This window comes from Ruegeria sp. HKCCD8929, from assembly GCF_013031405.1.
In the GTDB taxonomy this organism is placed as follows: domain Bacteria; phylum Pseudomonadota; class Alphaproteobacteria; order Rhodobacterales; family Rhodobacteraceae; genus Ruegeria.
In genome coordinates this window covers 164,059-178,315 of sequence record NZ_WPZY01000009.1, presented here as the reverse complement: position 1 = coordinate 178,315, position 14,257 = coordinate 164,059, and the positions used below count along the sequence as shown (strand labels likewise).

The 14,257-nt window shown below is 63.1% G+C and carries 15 protein-coding genes and 1 tRNA gene; 3 read left to right on the top strand and 13 right to left on the bottom strand.

Annotated features, from left to right (window positions below; genetic code table 11):
• Positions 1-287: 287 nt before the first annotated feature.
• From GOX53_RS15545 to GOX53_RS15510, 8 genes are all read right to left on the bottom strand, one after another.
• Positions 288-1,049 (bottom strand): LamB/YcsF family protein, encoded by a 762-nt coding sequence (locus GOX53_RS15545; RefSeq protein WP_171177870.1) that lies wholly within the window; start codon positions 1,047-1,049, stop codon positions 288-290.
• An 11-nt stretch (positions 1,050-1,060) separates the two neighbouring features.
• Positions 1,061-2,059 carry a biotin-dependent carboxyltransferase family protein gene (locus GOX53_RS15540; protein ID WP_171177868.1) on the bottom strand — a complete coding sequence of 333 codons (999 nt, stop codon included), beginning with the start codon at positions 2,057-2,059 and terminating at the stop codon, positions 1,061-1,063.
• Positions 2,056-2,805, bottom strand: a complete 750-nt coding sequence (locus GOX53_RS15535) for an allophanate hydrolase subunit 1 (protein ID WP_171177867.1) — start codon at positions 2,803-2,805, stop codon at positions 2,056-2,058. The genes GOX53_RS15540 and GOX53_RS15535 overlap by 4 nt, the downstream gene beginning before the upstream one ends.
• Complete coding sequence (locus GOX53_RS15530) at positions 2,792-3,712, bottom strand: hypothetical protein (protein ID WP_171177865.1); 921 nt, start codon at positions 3,710-3,712, stop codon at positions 2,792-2,794. The genes GOX53_RS15535 and GOX53_RS15530 overlap by 14 nt, the downstream gene beginning before the upstream one ends.
• 19 nt (positions 3,713-3,731) lie before the next feature.
• Complete coding sequence (locus GOX53_RS15525) at positions 3,732-5,051, bottom strand: TRAP transporter large permease (protein WP_171177864.1); 1,320 nt, start codon at positions 5,049-5,051, stop codon at positions 3,732-3,734.
• Between the two features lie 3 nt (positions 5,052-5,054).
• A complete protein-coding gene (locus GOX53_RS15520; RefSeq protein WP_171177862.1) occupies positions 5,055-5,585 on the bottom strand; it encodes a TRAP transporter small permease in 531 nt (176 codons plus the stop codon).
• A gap of 119 nt (positions 5,586-5,704) precedes the next feature.
• The gene (locus tag GOX53_RS15515; protein ID WP_171177860.1) at positions 5,705-6,682 is read right to left on the bottom strand and encodes a TRAP transporter substrate-binding protein; all 978 of its coding nucleotides are present in this window, start codon (positions 6,680-6,682) and stop codon (positions 5,705-5,707) included.
• 37 nt (positions 6,683-6,719) lie between these two features.
• Positions 6,720-7,985 carry an FAD-binding oxidoreductase gene (locus GOX53_RS15510; protein ID WP_171177858.1) on the bottom strand — a complete coding sequence of 422 codons (1,266 nt, stop codon included), beginning with the start codon at positions 7,983-7,985 and terminating at the stop codon, positions 6,720-6,722.
• Between the two features lie 120 nt (positions 7,986-8,105).
• Here GOX53_RS15510 and GOX53_RS15505 point away from each other — a divergent pair, with 120 nt between their 5' ends.
• Positions 8,106-8,621: a winged helix DNA-binding protein gene (locus tag GOX53_RS15505; RefSeq protein ID WP_171177856.1), complete on the top strand. Its 516-nt coding sequence runs from the start codon at positions 8,106-8,108 to the stop codon at positions 8,619-8,621.
• A gap of 11 nt (positions 8,622-8,632) precedes the next feature.
• Here the strand turns inward: GOX53_RS15505 and GOX53_RS15500 are convergent, their stop codons facing one another.
• The gene (locus GOX53_RS15500; protein ID WP_171177854.1) at positions 8,633-9,757 is read right to left on the bottom strand and encodes an enolase C-terminal domain-like protein; all 1,125 of its coding nucleotides are present in this window, start codon (positions 9,755-9,757) and stop codon (positions 8,633-8,635) included.
• A gap of 103 nt (positions 9,758-9,860) precedes the next feature.
• Here GOX53_RS15500 and GOX53_RS15495 point away from each other — a divergent pair, with 103 nt between their 5' ends.
• Positions 9,861-10,778: a LysR substrate-binding domain-containing protein gene (locus GOX53_RS15495; protein ID WP_171177852.1), complete on the top strand. Its 918-nt coding sequence runs from the start codon at positions 9,861-9,863 to the stop codon at positions 10,776-10,778.
• Between the two features lie 77 nt (positions 10,779-10,855).
• Positions 10,856-10,945 (top strand) — tRNA-Ser (locus GOX53_RS15490).
• 70 nt (positions 10,946-11,015) lie between these two features.
• Here the strand turns inward: GOX53_RS15490 and GOX53_RS15485 are convergent.
• The 4 genes from GOX53_RS15485 to GOX53_RS15470 all read right to left on the bottom strand — a co-directional run bounded on the left by GOX53_RS15485 (position 11,016) and on the right by GOX53_RS15470 (position 14,223).
• A complete protein-coding gene (locus GOX53_RS15485) occupies positions 11,016-11,480 on the bottom strand; it encodes an N-acetyltransferase (RefSeq protein WP_171177850.1) in 465 nt (154 codons plus the stop codon).
• 258 nt (positions 11,481-11,738) lie between these two features.
• Entirely contained in the window at positions 11,739-12,377 is a 639-nt protein-coding gene (locus GOX53_RS15480; protein WP_371810324.1) for a hypothetical protein, read from the bottom strand.
• Positions 12,374-13,150 (bottom strand): ATP-binding cassette domain-containing protein, encoded by a 777-nt coding sequence (locus GOX53_RS15475; RefSeq protein ID WP_171177848.1) that lies wholly within the window; start codon positions 13,148-13,150, stop codon positions 12,374-12,376. The genes GOX53_RS15480 and GOX53_RS15475 overlap by 4 nt, the downstream gene beginning before the upstream one ends.
• Complete coding sequence (locus GOX53_RS15470) at positions 13,150-14,223, bottom strand: ABC transporter permease (protein WP_171177847.1); 1,074 nt, start codon at positions 14,221-14,223, stop codon at positions 13,150-13,152. Before GOX53_RS15470 ends, GOX53_RS15475 begins: the two co-directional genes overlap by 1 nt.
• Between the last annotated feature and the right edge of the window lie 34 nt (positions 14,224-14,257).

Sequence of the window (14,257 nt, the reverse complement as noted above, 5' to 3'; positions counted from 1 at the left end):
GCTCGTCAGGCTCATAACCTGAAGGTCGCAGGTTCAAATCCTGCTCCCGCAACCAGGTCGAATAATCCACGCGCAGCCCGTTCAGACTACAATTGATCCCCCGGATCAATTGCTTAACGTCTTCACCTCGTCGTTATCAGGGCTTGCGCGGCCCCACCGGGGCCACGGTCCCTTCAAACCATAACCTGAAGGTCAGAGGTGCAAATCCTGCTCTCGCAACCAAAATAACCGCAGGATATCAAATACTTAACCTTGCATCGGGGAGTTTTTGTATTGTGACAATGCCACTACCGCTCGAACTTCGTCACATCGACACCCCCCTCGATCAGGCATGACCGAACAGAGCGTGCGATCTGTACCGCAGTCGGGCCGTCACCATGCAGGCAGATCGTGTCGATCGAGGTTTCCAGCAGCTTGCCCCTTTCGGTGATGATCGCGCCCTCGCGGACCATATTCAGGATGCGCGGGCCCGCCAGTTCGGGGTCGTGGATCACCGCACCGGGCAGCGCGCGGTCGACCAGCGTGCCGTCGTCGTTATAGGCACGGTCGGCAAAGATCTCGCCCACCCATTTGCAGCCCAGTTCGCGCACCGCCTCCTCTTGCTTGGTCACCGCTAGAACCATGACGATGATATCCGGGTCGACATCCAGCGCGCCCTGATAGCAGGCCCGCGCCATGTCCAGATCGACCGAGCACATGTTGGCGAGCGCCCCGTGCAGCTTCAGATGCCGGACTCTTGTGCCAGCCGCCTGGGCCATGCCGCGCGCCGCGCCGAGCTGATAGCGGACGAGGTTGCGCAAAGTCTCATGCGGCACCTTCATGTTGCGCCGGCCAAAGCCCTGAAGGTCGGGAAACCCGGGGTGCGCGCCAATCCCCACGCCGTTTTCCGCCGCCAGCGCCATGGTCTGGGCCATTACGTCCGGATCGCCGGCGTGAAACCCGCAGGCGATATTGGCCGAAGTGATGATCTTCAGCAGGCTCTCGTCATCGCCCATTTTCCAGGGGCCAAAGCTTTCGCCCATATCGGCGTTCAGATCGACTTGGGGCATATGCGGGCTCCTCATTCGGTGGCAGAGATCATTCCGCCGATCAATTGGTAGGACAGAAGGTCGGGAATGTCATGCGGGTCGCGGATCAGGGGTTCAACCCGGGACGATAGCCGGGCGAGGTCCTTTTGGAAGGCCCCTTGCAGGGTTGCGGCTTCATCTAGCGTCACGAACTGGAACCGGATCGCACCACCCGCCGGGGTCTGGGCCGCGCGCAATATGTCGCTGGGCAGGACAGTGGCGATGCGGGGGTAGCCGCCGGTGGTCTGGCATTCGGGCAGCAGGATGAAGGGATTGCCCGTGCCGGTCATCTGGATATCGCCCGGCGTGATGACCTCGGACAGGATGTTGAGCTGACCTTGTGCGGCAAACCCGTCGCCTTCGCTGTCAAGCTGCATGCCCATACGGTTGGCGCGGGGACCACGCCGGAATTCGGTCTGCTCAAAGCGCTCCAGCGTGGGATGGTCGAACAGCGCGGTCTGAAAGCTCGGCACGATACGCAGAGTACCGCCCGAGAAGCGCTCGGTGGGGATCAGTTTCATTCCCGTGTCGCCGCTATCCGGGCCCGCGGGCAAGGTATCGCCCACCGCAACTGTGCGGCCCAGCTTGGCCGTCAGATGGATCGAGCGCGATCCCAGGAATGGCTCGGTCGCGACGCCGCCGCCAAGATGGAGATAGCCATAAGCCCCGCGCAATACCGCACCTAGGGTCAACCGCTGGCCTTTCAGCAGCAGGTGGGAGGCGTTCCACGGGATCGGGCTGCCGTCGATGCTGGCCTGCATCGGCGCGCCCGTCAGGGCAATGCGAATGTCCTGCGCCGCTTCGAATTCGCCCCCCATCCCGGCCATTTCCAGCGCGGCACACGTGGGGCTCTGGCCCAGCAGTGCCGCGCCTTCGTGCAGGGCCAGCAGGTCGGCAGCGCCAGAGTGCGACAGGCCCTGATCCAGATACCCGTCCCGTCCCTGATCCTGAACGGTGCAGGCGGGGCCGATGCGGCGGACGATCAGGCTCATGCCGCAATCTCCTCGACCTGCGCACCGCCGGTGCCGTCCTCGTCTCGGGCGCGGATCTCGGCCAGCTCACCGGGCGTCACCGCCGGAAACTGCATCTCATCGCCGGGATTGAGTAAGAAGGTGCGCTCGCGCCCGGGCTGGAACAAGCGGATGGCGGTCTGCCCGACATGACGCCAGCCGGTGGGCGTAGGACCCGAGAACAATACGAACTGAGAGATCGCCAATACCAGCGCGCCTTCGGGCACCCTCGGGTTCAGTTCTTTCAGCCGCGGAATGTCGAACTCGGGACCCAGCGGGCCAAGATAGGGCTGCCCGGGGGCAAAGCCGATGGTCAGCACCCGGACACGGGACGTGGACAGCCGGGCGATGGCCTCGGTGGCCGACAGGCCCGCGGCTGCAGCCGCATCTTCGAGCTGGGGCGCAAGTTCGGTACCGTAGACCGTCGGCACCCGCCACAGCTTGCGCCCCGAGGGCAGGGCGGCCGCATACCAGTCGCGGGTGGCCAGCAGGGCACGCAGGCGGGCCTCGGCTTCGGCATGGGGCAGGGTCAGAGGGTCGAACCGCAGATAGGCCGAGGCGAGCGAGGTCGAGGTTTCGATCACCCCATTCCAGCCTTCGGCCTCCATCGCACCGCGAAAGGCAAGCGCGGCCCGGTTCGAGGGTTCGGTCATGCTGTCGGCGAAGGTCACGAGCATCCCGTCCAGCCCGACATTGCGCACCAGCGGAAAGGGGTCAGCGTGGGTCATAGAGCCTCCGCAACAGGGTCGGTGTCAGATACATCGGGAACTGGTAGCAGCCAAGAAAGATCAAAAGCGGGTCGGTGGCCTCGGGCGGCAGCGCCACGAAGAACAGCGCAAAGTTGCGGTTGCCCGCGACGATGGCGGTGGGTACCGCATCGGGGTGGTTCAGGGCCCGCAGGATCAGGTAGGCGGCGATCTGGGCGCCGAAATTGATCGCGAAGGCGGCCAAGAGCCAAAAAGCAAGCTCGGCCGGTTTTTCGGTCATCGCCGGGCGGACGGCGGACATCAGGGCAATAACGATGACGGCCAGCGCTATCACGGTCAGCCCGTCCACCGCGCGCCGGTTTAGCTCGCTGAGCCGCCTTGCGCCCCAGTAGCGCAGCGCAAAACCCAGCCCGGCAGCGGCGAGGATCACTGCCAGCAGGCGTGCAGCGGCCACCAGCACCGCAGGCAGGTTGCCGAACTCGGGTAACAGCCAGAACACCGGGATGCAGGTCAGCGGCAGCGCGGCGGTGCCGAGGATCAGCAGCCGCAGCGCCGGGGCCGGGTCGTGGCCCAGCAGGATCGCGAAATTGGCCGAACCGGTGACCGAAGGCGCTGCCAGCACCAGCGCGATGGCCATGGCGAGCGGCGTCAGGGGCAGGCCCAGCAGACGCAGACCGACCAGAAAGCCCAACGGCAGCAGCAGTTGCAGAACCAAAACCGAACCGGTGGTCCGGGTCAGCGCGTCCAACCCGCCAGCAGCCTCGACAGGTCCGATGCGAAAGGCGGTGAGGAACAGCAGGAAGGCCACCATCTCGGGGATCCATGGCCGCAGCTTTGCCGCCAGATCCGGCAGTGCAAGCCCGGCCAGAAGACCTGCGATCAGGCCGAGCTTGCCGTGACGGGCGATGAACGCCAGCCCCTGTTGCATGGTCCTCTCCCCGGGGTCGCTAGCCGTTTGGACCGGATCGCAGGTTGTCCGGCAGCCACGTGGCCAGATCCGGGAACGCGATCAGCACAAAGACCATCAGCACCATGATCATGAACATCGGGAAAGCCGCCCGGGCGATAAAGCCCATCTCGTGATGGGTCATGCCCTGCATCACGAACAGGTTGAACCCGATGGGCGGCGTGATCTGCGCCATCTCGACAACCACCACGATGAAGATACCGAACCAGATCAGGTCGATGCCCGCATTGCGCACCACCGGTTCCAGAACCGCCATGGTCAGAACCACGGTCGAGATGCCGTCAAGGAAGCAACCCAGGATGATGTAGAACACCAAAAGCACCATCAGCAGCCAGAATTTCGAGAACTCCCAAGATGCGATGACCTCGGCCAGTTCCTTGGGCAGGCCGGTTTTGGCCATGGCGAATTTCAGAAACGCCGAGCCGGCCAGGATCAGCGCGATCATGGCCGAAGTGCGCACCGCGCCGATGGTCGAGTCGCTGAAGGTCTTCCAGTTCAGCGACCCTTGCGCCAATGCCAGCACCCATGCTCCGATCACGCCGATGGCCGCGGCCTCGGTCGGGGTGGCAAAGCCCATATACATCGAGCCAATGACGATGAGGACCAGCAGGATCACCGGGATCAAAAAACGTGAGTTCTTGAGTTTCTCGGCAAAACTCATGCCGTTCTCTTCGTTCGGGCTCCAGTTCGACGAGACCTTGGAATAGACCGCCACGTAGATCATGAACATCGCCGCCAGCACGAGGCCCGGCAGGACGCCCGCGAAGAACAGCTTGATGATCGATACCCCGTCGATGGTCACGCCATAGACGATCAGCGTGAGCGAGGGCGGGATCATCAGGCCCAGCGTTGCCGCACCGGCCAGTGTGCCGATGGTCATGGTCTCGGGGTAGTTGCGCTTGCGCAGTTCCGGGATCGACATCTTGCCGACCGTGGTCAGTGTCGCGGCGGACGAACCGGAAACGGCGGCAAAGACGGTGCAGCCGACGATATTGGCGTGTACTAGCCCGCCGGGCAGGCGTGCCATCCAGGGCGAAAGTCCCTTGAACATGTCCTCGGACAATCGCGTTCGGAACAGGATCTCACCCATCCAGATGAACATCGGCAGGGCCGCCAGTTCCCAGGATTTCGACGCCGCCCAGATCTGGCTGACCATGTCCTGACCGATGGTGCGCGAGTTCGAGAACAGCTCGAGCGCGACCCAGCTCACGCCCATCATGGCGATGCCGACCCAGACGCCGCTGCCCAGCAGCAGGAACAGGACGGCGAGGAAGATGATGACGAGTACGACATAATCCATCGCTCAGACCTCCTGCGTTTCGACGTTGTCGTGCTCGATCCGGTGATGACCACGGAAGATCAGGTGCAGCAGGTGATCGGTCAGCGCGATGGCCAGAATGACGCCACCGATTACCATGACCGATTGCGGGATCCACAGGGCGGTCTTGTCCTGTGCCTGGCTTATGTCGTTGAATTTCCACGACCAAAAGACGAACTGGCGGGCATGCCAGCAGAAATACCAGATGGTGGCGGCAGCGATGGTGAAACACCAGATATCCACATAGCGTTTCATGGTGGGCCCGACCGCGTTCAAGAGCAGCGACACCCGGATATGCGAGCCCCGGTTCAGCGCGGCGGCAAAGCCCAGGAACGAGGCGGCGGCCATGAAATAGGCGGCGTATTCCGGCGCGCCCGGGAACACTTCCGAGGACCACCGGGCCAGCATCTGCAACACGATCAGCACCAGAATGGCGATCATGCAGAGGGCGGCGAGGATTTCGGCAAGTCGGTAGATGACATCCATTATGGATCGGAGCGCACGTGCGGCGGCCATGTCGGTCCCCCTTCGTTCTCAGTTATGTTTTGTGGCGCTTCACCCGCCCCGAAGGTGATCCGGGGCAGGAGCGCGGTTGGCATCCGGGCGGCGCGCAAACCGCCGCCCGGAGACCTGTTTCACTGTTCGGCTTTGAAGGCGTCGACGATGGCCTTGCCCTCTTCACCGGCGGCTTCCAGCCATTCGTTGGTCATGGTGACGCCGATTTCCTTCAGCTCACCCACCATCTGTTCAGATGCGGGACCAACGGTCATGCCGCCGTCACGCAGGCCTTGCAGGGTAAAGCCGGTGTATTCCTTGGCGCGCCAGTTGCCCGCATACTCGGCCAGCTCCGCGCAGCCCTTGATGACGTTCTTGTGGGCGTCCGAGGTGTCAGCCCAAACGTCCGAGTTCACCATCACGTAGTTGCGCGGCAGCCAGGCATCCACTTCGTAGAAATAGCTCAAGCTTTCCCAGACCTTTCGGTCGTACCCGGTGGAGCCCGAGGACACCATCGACTCGGCTACGCCGGTGGCGAAAGCCTGGCTGATCTCGGCGGCTTCGATGGTCACCGGCAACATGCCGGTCAGCTCGGCCAGACGCGAAGTGGCGTTGTTGTACGAGCGGAACTTAATGCCCTTCATCTCGGCGACCGAGGTCACTTCGTTCTTGAAATAAAGGCCCTGCGGCGGCCACGGAACGGCATAGAGCAGGGTCAGGTTCTGCTCGGCCAGCAGCTTTTCAAGGCTCGGTTTGGCGGCCTTCCACAGCTTGTCGCTGTCTTCGAACGAGGTGGCAAGGAACGGGATCGAGTCGAAGCCGAAGAGCGCGTTCTCGTTCTGGTGGCCCGACAGCAGGCGCTCGCCGATGGGGGCCTGACCGGTCTGGATCGCCCGCTTGATGTCGGCGCCCTTGAACAGAGAGCCCGACGGGTGGGTGACGATTTCAAGCTCGCCGCCGGTGCCGGTGGTCACGCATTTGGCGAACTCGGCGCCGGTGGCCGAGTGGAAGTTCGACGCCGAATAGGCCATCGGCATGTCCCAGGTTTCCGCCAGTGTGGCTGTCGCCGAGACCGCCGTCAGCGCGGTTGCCGCCATCAATTGTGCCGTTTTGTACATGGTATTCTCCCTTGTTTATCCGTTTTGTACTGCGTTGTTATTGGTGCCCGGCCTTCGTGTAGCGTGCCGGTGAATAGACGCTCAGGTCAACATTGGGCTGTCGACCTGAGATGAGCTGGGCCAGGATGCGGCCGGTCTTGGGACCGCCGGTCAGCCCGATATGGTGGTGGCCGAAGCCGGTGAAGGCGCCCTTGATGTGGGGCAACTCGCCAATCACCGGAATCGAGTCCGCGGGCGCCGGGCGATGCCCCAGCCATTCGGTGACATGGCTTGCCTTGAGCCTCGGGAACACGGCGGCGGCGTTGCGGCGCAAAAGCTCGATGGGCGCCTTCGAGGCCTCGGCCTCGGTCCCGCCGAACTCGACCACGCCCGCCAGACGCAACCGGCCCTCCATCGGGGTGGCGACGAACTTGCGGGCGGCGACCATGACCGGCGTTTTCGGCATCACCGACGGCTCCCAGAACTCGATGTGATAGCCGCGTTCGGATTCCAGCGGCACTTCAAGCCCCAGCTTCTTGGCCAGCGGTCCCGACCACACGCCCGAGGCGATGACGGCGGCGTCGCAGGCAATCACCTGCCCGCCCGCGCGCACGCCGGTGACCTGCCCGTTTTCGCGGGCGATATCCTCGACATCCGCGATGATCAACTCACCGCCCTGCGCCACCATGTGATCGGCAAGATCCTTGATGTACCGGCCCGGGTCGCGGATGCGGCCATGGTTCTTGAGCCGCGCGGCAAAGCCCAGATCCGGTGAGTAGACCGGGTCGTAATCGCGAAAGGCCTGTCCTTCGAACTCGTCCCACTGAAACCCGTGCTCGCGCCGCAGGTTCCAGCCGAATGCGTCACTTTCGAAATGGGCGCGGTCGTCATAGACGAAGACATAGTCGCTGGGTTCGATCCATTTCTCGGCGCCCGTGCCCTCGGCCAGTGCGAGATGGTCCTGCAGGCTGTCGCCGACGATGGGGGTCAGGGCGGCGGCGGCGCGGGCGGTGTCGGCGGCGTTGGCATGACCGAGATATTTCAGCAGCCACGGCGCCAGTTTCGGCAGGTATCCCCATTTCAGAAACAGCGGCTGGTTCGGGCTAAACAGCATCTTGGGCGCCTTGGGCAGCAGCCCCGGCACCGTCACCGGCACGATCGAGCACGAGGCCAGAATGCCGCCATTGCCGAACGAGGCGCCTTCGGCTGGGCCCTTGCGGTCGATCAGAATGACCTTGTGCCCGTCACGCTGCAACCACAGCGCCGTCGAGACGCCGACGATCCCGGCGCCGATGATGGCAATGGTCTTTTGCGTGTCGGTCATTGAACCCCCCTGCCGGCTGAAACCCGCACCGGACGCGATTCGATGGCCGGTAGAATGCCACACATTAAGAAAACGTCAACAAAATGTTGACAAATCGTTTGTGTCTTGTACCGTTTCCCCATGTCAGACACCAAAATTGGCCCGGTGGTTTCCTCGGCGCATCTTGCCGAGGGCAGCTTTCCGGAAGTTTCGGAATTCGAGTTCGGCCTGATCATCGCAGGCCATGCCTTTGCCCGCTGGACGGTGCGCGCGATGGCGGCTGCCGGGTATCCCGAGCTGTCCTCGCTGGATGTGCTGGTGCTGCACACGGTGCGGCACCGCGACCGGCCCAAGAAGCTGGCGGACATCTGTCTGGTGCTGAATGTCGAGGACACGCACACGGTCAATTACGCGATCAAGAAGCTCAGCAAGGCGGGGCTGGTGGCCGAGGGGCGGCTGGGCAAGGAAAAGACGGTGGAGGCGACCAAAAAGGGCGCCGAGGCCTGCGACCGCTACCGTGAGATTCGCGAAAGCCTGCTGCTGGAGGCGATGGATGAGCTGGGGATCGAGCCCGAGCAGATGCGCCGCATGTCCGCGCTGATGCGGCTGATGTCCGGCCAGTACGACCAGGCGGCGCGCGCGGCGACGGCGTATTGAGGCGCGTCGGATCATCCCGACCTCCGCACAGCGTAGTGATCCAACTTGTCCGTATCGGGCCGTGCGCCCAGACCGGGGCCGTCGGGCACCACGACCTGACCGGCCTCGACCCGGAACGGGGTTTCGAGAATATCCTCGGTCAGGAAATATGACGCCTGATAGAATTCACAGCCCAGCGTAATCTCGGGCGTGGCCGCAATCATGTGGGTGCCCGCGAGATGGGCCAACCCGGCCTCGAACATATCGCCGCCATAGGCCATCAGCCCGTTGGCGGCGGCGATGCGGGCCACGGTCTGGCCGCGGGTCAGCCCGCCGGATTTCATGATCTTGACCGAGACGCCGTCGCAGATCCCCTCGCGCGCGGCGCGCACCATATCCTCGGGGCCAAACACGCTTTCATCGGCCAGCAGCGGGATATCCGTCAGCCCGCGCAGCCGGGCCATCATGTCATAGTGGTGAGAGCGCACCGGTTGTTCGATGAAGTCGGGTTCGAACTGCGCTGCGTCCAGTACCCGGGGGATGGCCTCTTCGATTTCGAGCCCCTGATTGTAGTCGACGCGCACGCGGAAGTCGGGGAAGTCCTGTGCGATGCGTTCCAGCCGCATGATGTCGAACGCGTGGTCCTTGAACCCGGTCTTGAGCTTGATCAGCCCCACCTTGTCGGCGCGCAGACGCTCCATCAGGGCGATGTCGGCGTCGAAATCCGGGTTGGCGATGGAGCAACTCAGCGGGATGGAGTTGCGGCATTTGCCGCCCAGCAGCGCCCAAACCGGCTGAGCGGTGATGTGACCGGCAAGGTCCAGCAGCGCGGTTTCCAGCGCCGCCTTGGCCTCGGTGCAATGGGCGACGGCGCGGGTGGCCTGGGCCATGATTGCCGCCCGGTCGCCGACGCGGCGGCCCAGCACCAGCGGGCGCAGATAGCGGTCGAGCGCGGCATAGGTCGCCTCGGGCGTGCCGGTGAAGACCGACCAGGGCGAGGCCTCGCCATAGCCTTGCGCGCCTCCCTCGGCGGTCAGGCGCAGAACCACGATCTCGCAGGAGCCCTCGACCCGGCCGATGCCGTGATCGCGGGCGGAAACAACCGGCAGCGCAAGGTGCCACAGATCGAAACCGGTGATGGTCTGCAACAGATCCACGCTGTCCTCCCCTTAGCTTGGCGGACAGTGTGCTGAGTCGTAATCATCATTTCCAATATTAATATTTTCCAAAGGTATCATTTAATATGATATGTCGTGTGATATGTCCTCGTATTTCCGCCACTATCAGGCCTTTCACGCCATCATCGAGACCGGCACCGTTACTGGTGCTGCCGAGCAGCTCAGCGTGTCGCAGCCCGCAATCTCGAACCTGCTGGGGCAGCTTGAGCGCAAGACCAAGCTGAAACTTTTCGAGCGCAGCCGGGGGCGGCTGCTGCCTACGCCCGAGGCGATGGTGCTGTTCGAAGAGATCGACACGGTGGTGCGCGGGCTGGACCACGTGAACCAGGCGGTGGTGGATCTGCAGAACCAGAAGGCGGGGCAGTTGCAGGTCGCCACCAACCACGCGATGGCCTTCGGCTTCATGCCCGGTGAGATCGCCCGCTTTGCCGCCGACAAGCCGCATCTGACCATCGCGTTCCAGTCGCAGTATTCCTCGAAGATCCAGGAATGGGTGATCGCGGGCCTCTTTGAGATCGGCATCTGCGAGTTGCCGGTTCGCCATGACGGGCTGGACCGCATCCCGTTCTTCTTCGAGATCATGTGCGCCCTTCCCGAGGGCAGCCCGCTGGCCGCGCATGAGGTGCTGACGCCCAGCCTGCTGGACGACGTGCCTTTCATCGTGATGGGGGCCGACCACATGGTGAACCGCCGCGCGCGCGAGGCGTTTCACCGCGAAGGCGTGAACATGCGCGTGCGCTGCCACACCGACCTGTTCCGCAACGCGCTGAACATGGTGAAACAGGGGCTGGGCGTCACGCTGGTCGATCCGTTTACGCTGTCGAGCGACGACCGGCAGGGTTATGTCCTGCGCCGCTTCGCTCCGCAGATCCTGCTGGACGTGGTCATCGTCACTGCCCGCGGGCGCCCGATCTCGGCGATTGGCGAGCAGTTTCTGGAACAGGTCTCGGCCAGCATGACGGAACTGGCTGTGCCGCCGGGCCGCGTTCCCGAGCTGTGACGGCAAATTGCAACGGATCGCGCGGGGATGGATTTTCGCTCTTGTCCTTCGACGGCGAAGACCATAAACGGGTCGGCGGAGACGTGGCCGAGTGGTCGAAGGCGCTCCCCTGCTAAGGGAGTAGGCGGGAAACCGTCTCGAGGGTTCGAATCCCTTCGTCTCCGCCACTTATCACCGTTTTGTACCATCTGTGGGCGTGAGCGCCGTCCGGGTGACGCCCGGGTCTTTGGGTGACGATCAAACCAGTTGCATGCTCATCTCAACCTCACCGTGAGCTATTCTGCCGGTCGGGCGGAAACCGAATACCTTGTAGAGCGGCATGGCGCCTCCCGGTTCGTCGACAACGCTGATTATCAGTTTTGAGCGGCCCCGTTCTTGCGCCAGGGATTTTGCGAACTCCAACGCGGCCTGGCCGTATCCACGACCCTGGTGGGCCTGATCGACCATCAGCCGCCAGACGTATATCCCGTCCGGATCGTCGCCTTCGTCCAGGTCCGCCTCTGGATGTGACATGTCGACGATGGCCAGCAACCCCAATGGGGTATCGTCGTTCCAGATGCCGTAAATCTCGGAGCCCGGCTCAAAGACCGACTGCGCCATGGTCATGAGATTTGATGAGACAAAACTGGTCTGTTCCTCGCGCACGTTAAGCGCCGCCAACGGACGCAGCGTATCCTTCGTCAAAAGTCGAAAATCAGTCATGGGCAACCTTTATCAGGTGCGTGTGCTCCGATGAAGATGTCGGATCCCGAGTGAGAGCCAACCTGCTCGTGGACCCCGCCCCACTCTTCTTGAAAAGAACGCAGATGGCGGGCTTGCTCTGCGCCCGGAAACCAATCGCTGGCGTTGGCATCGTTGCATTCGATGAGTTGGGCCGAGTAGCTAACACCATCGTGCAGGCTGGGAACGAGTTGTGAGCGACAGGGCGTGTGGCCGTCGAAGTGCAAAAAACGTCGGGACCTATTTCAGGGCAATGTCGCTGGGCGCAGAGCGTTCGAGGACAAGCCGGGCGTTTTTGATGTCATTGGTCAGCGCCCGGGCTCTTGCCTCTTCCGGGCCGAAACCGTGCTCTACCCATCTGGCTGTCAGCCGGGCCTCAAGTGTTTCCAGCGGGACCTCCAGAAACACCCGCAATGCCCATAGATCTTGGAGATCGGACCATCCGGGTTCGTTCAGCAAGAGATAGTTGCCCTCGACAAGGATGACTCTTTGATCCCGGGATAGGACGGACCGGGCGGCAATTGCCTTGTCGAGGGTCCGGTCGAATTCGGGGATTGCGATTTCGTCCTCGGTGAACAGGCGCCCAAGCAGGGCGCAGAATCCGGCGACATCGAATGTCTCGGGGGCGCCCTTGCGGTGGAGCAGGTCCCGGGCGGAGAGAACCGCGTTGTCGTAGTGAAACCCGTCCATGGAGATGATGCCCGTTGGTGTGCCGCGGGCTTGGATTTCCTGTTGGGCAAGCGCCGTGACGGTCGATTTTCCGGCGCCAGGCGGGCCGGCGATGGCCACCAGGCGCCGGTCGGAAGCAGCTGGCAACGCACAGACCGCATCGGCGATCCGCCGTGACAGAATATGGGGGGCCGAGCTTTCGCTGGTCACGCCGCCTTGTCCTCGGCCGGGGGCTCCTTGGCCCCGGTCATGAAGGCCACCGCGTCCGACATGGTGTAGTCTTTCGGATCGATGACGCATAGGCGTTTTCCCAGCCGGTGCACGTGGATCCTGTCGGCGACCTCGAAGACATGCGGCATGTTGTGGCTGATCAGGATGATCGGGATGCCGCGGGACTTTACGTCGAGGATCAGTTCCAGCACGCGGCGGCTTTCCTTGACGCCCAATGCGGCGGTTGGCTCGTCCAGAATGATGACCTTGGAGCCGAAGGCGGCGGCGCGGGCCACCGCAACGCCCTGACGCTGTCCGCCGGACAGGGTTTCGACCGCCTGATTGATGTTCTGAATGGTCATCAGGCCAAGTTCGCTCAGCTTGTCGCGGGCGAACTTCTCCATGGCCGGGCGATCCAGCATTCTGAACCACGCGCCGAGCGGGCCTTTCCGGCGAATCTCCCGCCCCATGAACATGTTGTCCGCGATGGACAGGGCCGGGGACATCGCAAGCGTCTGGTAGACGGTTTCGATGCCGGCCTCGCGCGCGTCGATCGGAGAGTGAAAGTTCACCTTCTGACCATTCAGCCACACGTCACCGTCATCCGGGGTGACCGCGCCGGAAACCGCCTTGATCAGGGTCGATTTCCCGGCGCCGTTGTCCCCGATCACCGCCAGGATTTCCCCGGGCATCAGGTCGAAGTCGCAATGATCGAGCGCGGTCACCTTGCCGTAGCGCTTAACCAGGTTTCGTCCTTTGAGAATGGGTTCCATCAGGCTGATACCTTTCTGATCCACTGGTCGACCGCGACCGCCGCGATGATGAGCATGCCGATGAGCAGGAAGGTCCATTGCGCATCCGCCCCCAGAAGCCGCAGGCCAAGCGTGAAGACCCCGACGATGAGCGCGCCGAAGAGCGAGCCGAGGATCGACCCGCGCCCGCCAAAGAGCGATATGCCCCCGATCACCACGGCGGTGATGCTTTCGATGTTCGCGAGCTGGCCGGAGGTCGGTGAGACCGAGCCGATTCGCCCGATCAGGGCCCAGCCTGCGAAGGCGCAGATCAGCCCGGACAGCATGTAGACCGACATGAGGGTGCGATGAACGTTGACCCCCGACAGTTCCGCCGCCTCGGGGTCGTCGCCGACGGCATAGACATGCCGGCCCCAGGCCGTATGGCGGAGCGCATAGGCGAGCCCGAGTATCAGGACGAGCATGAACACGACGCCAACCGTGAACACGGCGCCGCCGACATTGAACTTGGTCCCGAAAAGCTGAAGGATCGGCGCGTTGGCCTCGATCTCCTGCGATCGGATCGTCTCGTTTTGCGAATAGAGGAAGTTCGCGGCCAAAACGATCTGCCACATGCCCAGCGTGACGATGAAGGGCGGCAGCTTGATGCGGCTGACCAGGAACCCGTTCAGTGCGCCGATTGCAGTGCCGACCGCCAGCCCGCACAGGATGGCGAGCGACGGCGGCAAACCGTATCGGAAGGTGAACTGCCCCATGACGACCGACGACATCACCATGATCGCCCCGACGCTCAGGTCGATACCTGCGGTCAGGATCACCAGGCTTTGCGCAGCGGCCACGATGCCGACGATCTGAACCTGCTGCAGGATGAGGGTCAGCGCGAAGGGCGAGAAGAACTTGCTTCCGAGCAGGATGCCGAAAATTACGATGGCGGCCACAAGAACGATCAGCGGCACCAGCGACGGGTTCACATGCAGAAAGTGCTGAAGCGTGCCGACAAAGCCCCGGCCATGATCGTCGAACTCTGCAACCTGTTCCGGGCTGCCTTGTGCGGCGGCCTCGAAATCGTCGGATTGGTGTGAGGTATCGGACATGTGATTTCCCCATGCTTCAAGCGTGCGTCCTGAG

Bases quoted from the DNA above. Each gene is read 5' to 3' on its own strand.
- GOX53_RS15545 (WP_171177870.1), bottom strand. From the start codon at position 1,049: ATGCCCCAAGTCGATCTGAACGCCGATATGGGCGAAAGCTTTGGCCCC.
- GOX53_RS15540 (WP_171177868.1), bottom strand. From the start codon at position 2,059: ATGAGCCTGATCGTCCGCCGCATCGGCCCCGCCTGCACCGTTCAGGAT.
- GOX53_RS15475 (WP_171177848.1), bottom strand. From the start codon at position 13,150: ATGGAACCCATTCTCAAAGGACGAAACCTGGTTAAGCGCTACGGCAAG.
- GOX53_RS15505 (WP_171177856.1), top strand. From the start codon at position 8,106: ATGTCAGACACCAAAATTGGCCCGGTGGTTTCCTCGGCGCATCTTGCC.
- GOX53_RS15485 (WP_171177850.1), bottom strand. From the start codon at position 11,480: ATGACTGATTTTCGACTTTTGACGAAGGATACGCTGCGTCCGTTGGCG.
- GOX53_RS15495 (WP_171177852.1), top strand. From the start codon at position 9,861: ATGTCCTCGTATTTCCGCCACTATCAGGCCTTTCACGCCATCATCGAG.
- GOX53_RS15520 (WP_171177862.1), bottom strand. From the start codon at position 5,585: ATGGCCGCCGCACGTGCGCTCCGATCCATAATGGATGTCATCTACCGA.
- GOX53_RS15535 (WP_171177867.1), bottom strand. From the start codon at position 2,805: ATGACCCACGCTGACCCCTTTCCGCTGGTGCGCAATGTCGGGCTGGAC.
- GOX53_RS15525 (WP_171177864.1), bottom strand. From the start codon at position 5,051: ATGGATTATGTCGTACTCGTCATCATCTTCCTCGCCGTCCTGTTCCTG.
- GOX53_RS15530 (WP_171177865.1), bottom strand. From the start codon at position 3,712: ATGCAACAGGGGCTGGCGTTCATCGCCCGTCACGGCAAGCTCGGCCTG.
- GOX53_RS15470 (WP_171177847.1), bottom strand. From the start codon at position 14,223: ATGTCCGATACCTCACACCAATCCGACGATTTCGAGGCCGCCGCACAA.
- GOX53_RS15510 (WP_171177858.1), bottom strand. From the start codon at position 7,985: ATGACCGACACGCAAAAGACCATTGCCATCATCGGCGCCGGGATCGTC.
- GOX53_RS15515 (WP_171177860.1), bottom strand. From the start codon at position 6,682: ATGTACAAAACGGCACAATTGATGGCGGCAACCGCGCTGACGGCGGTC.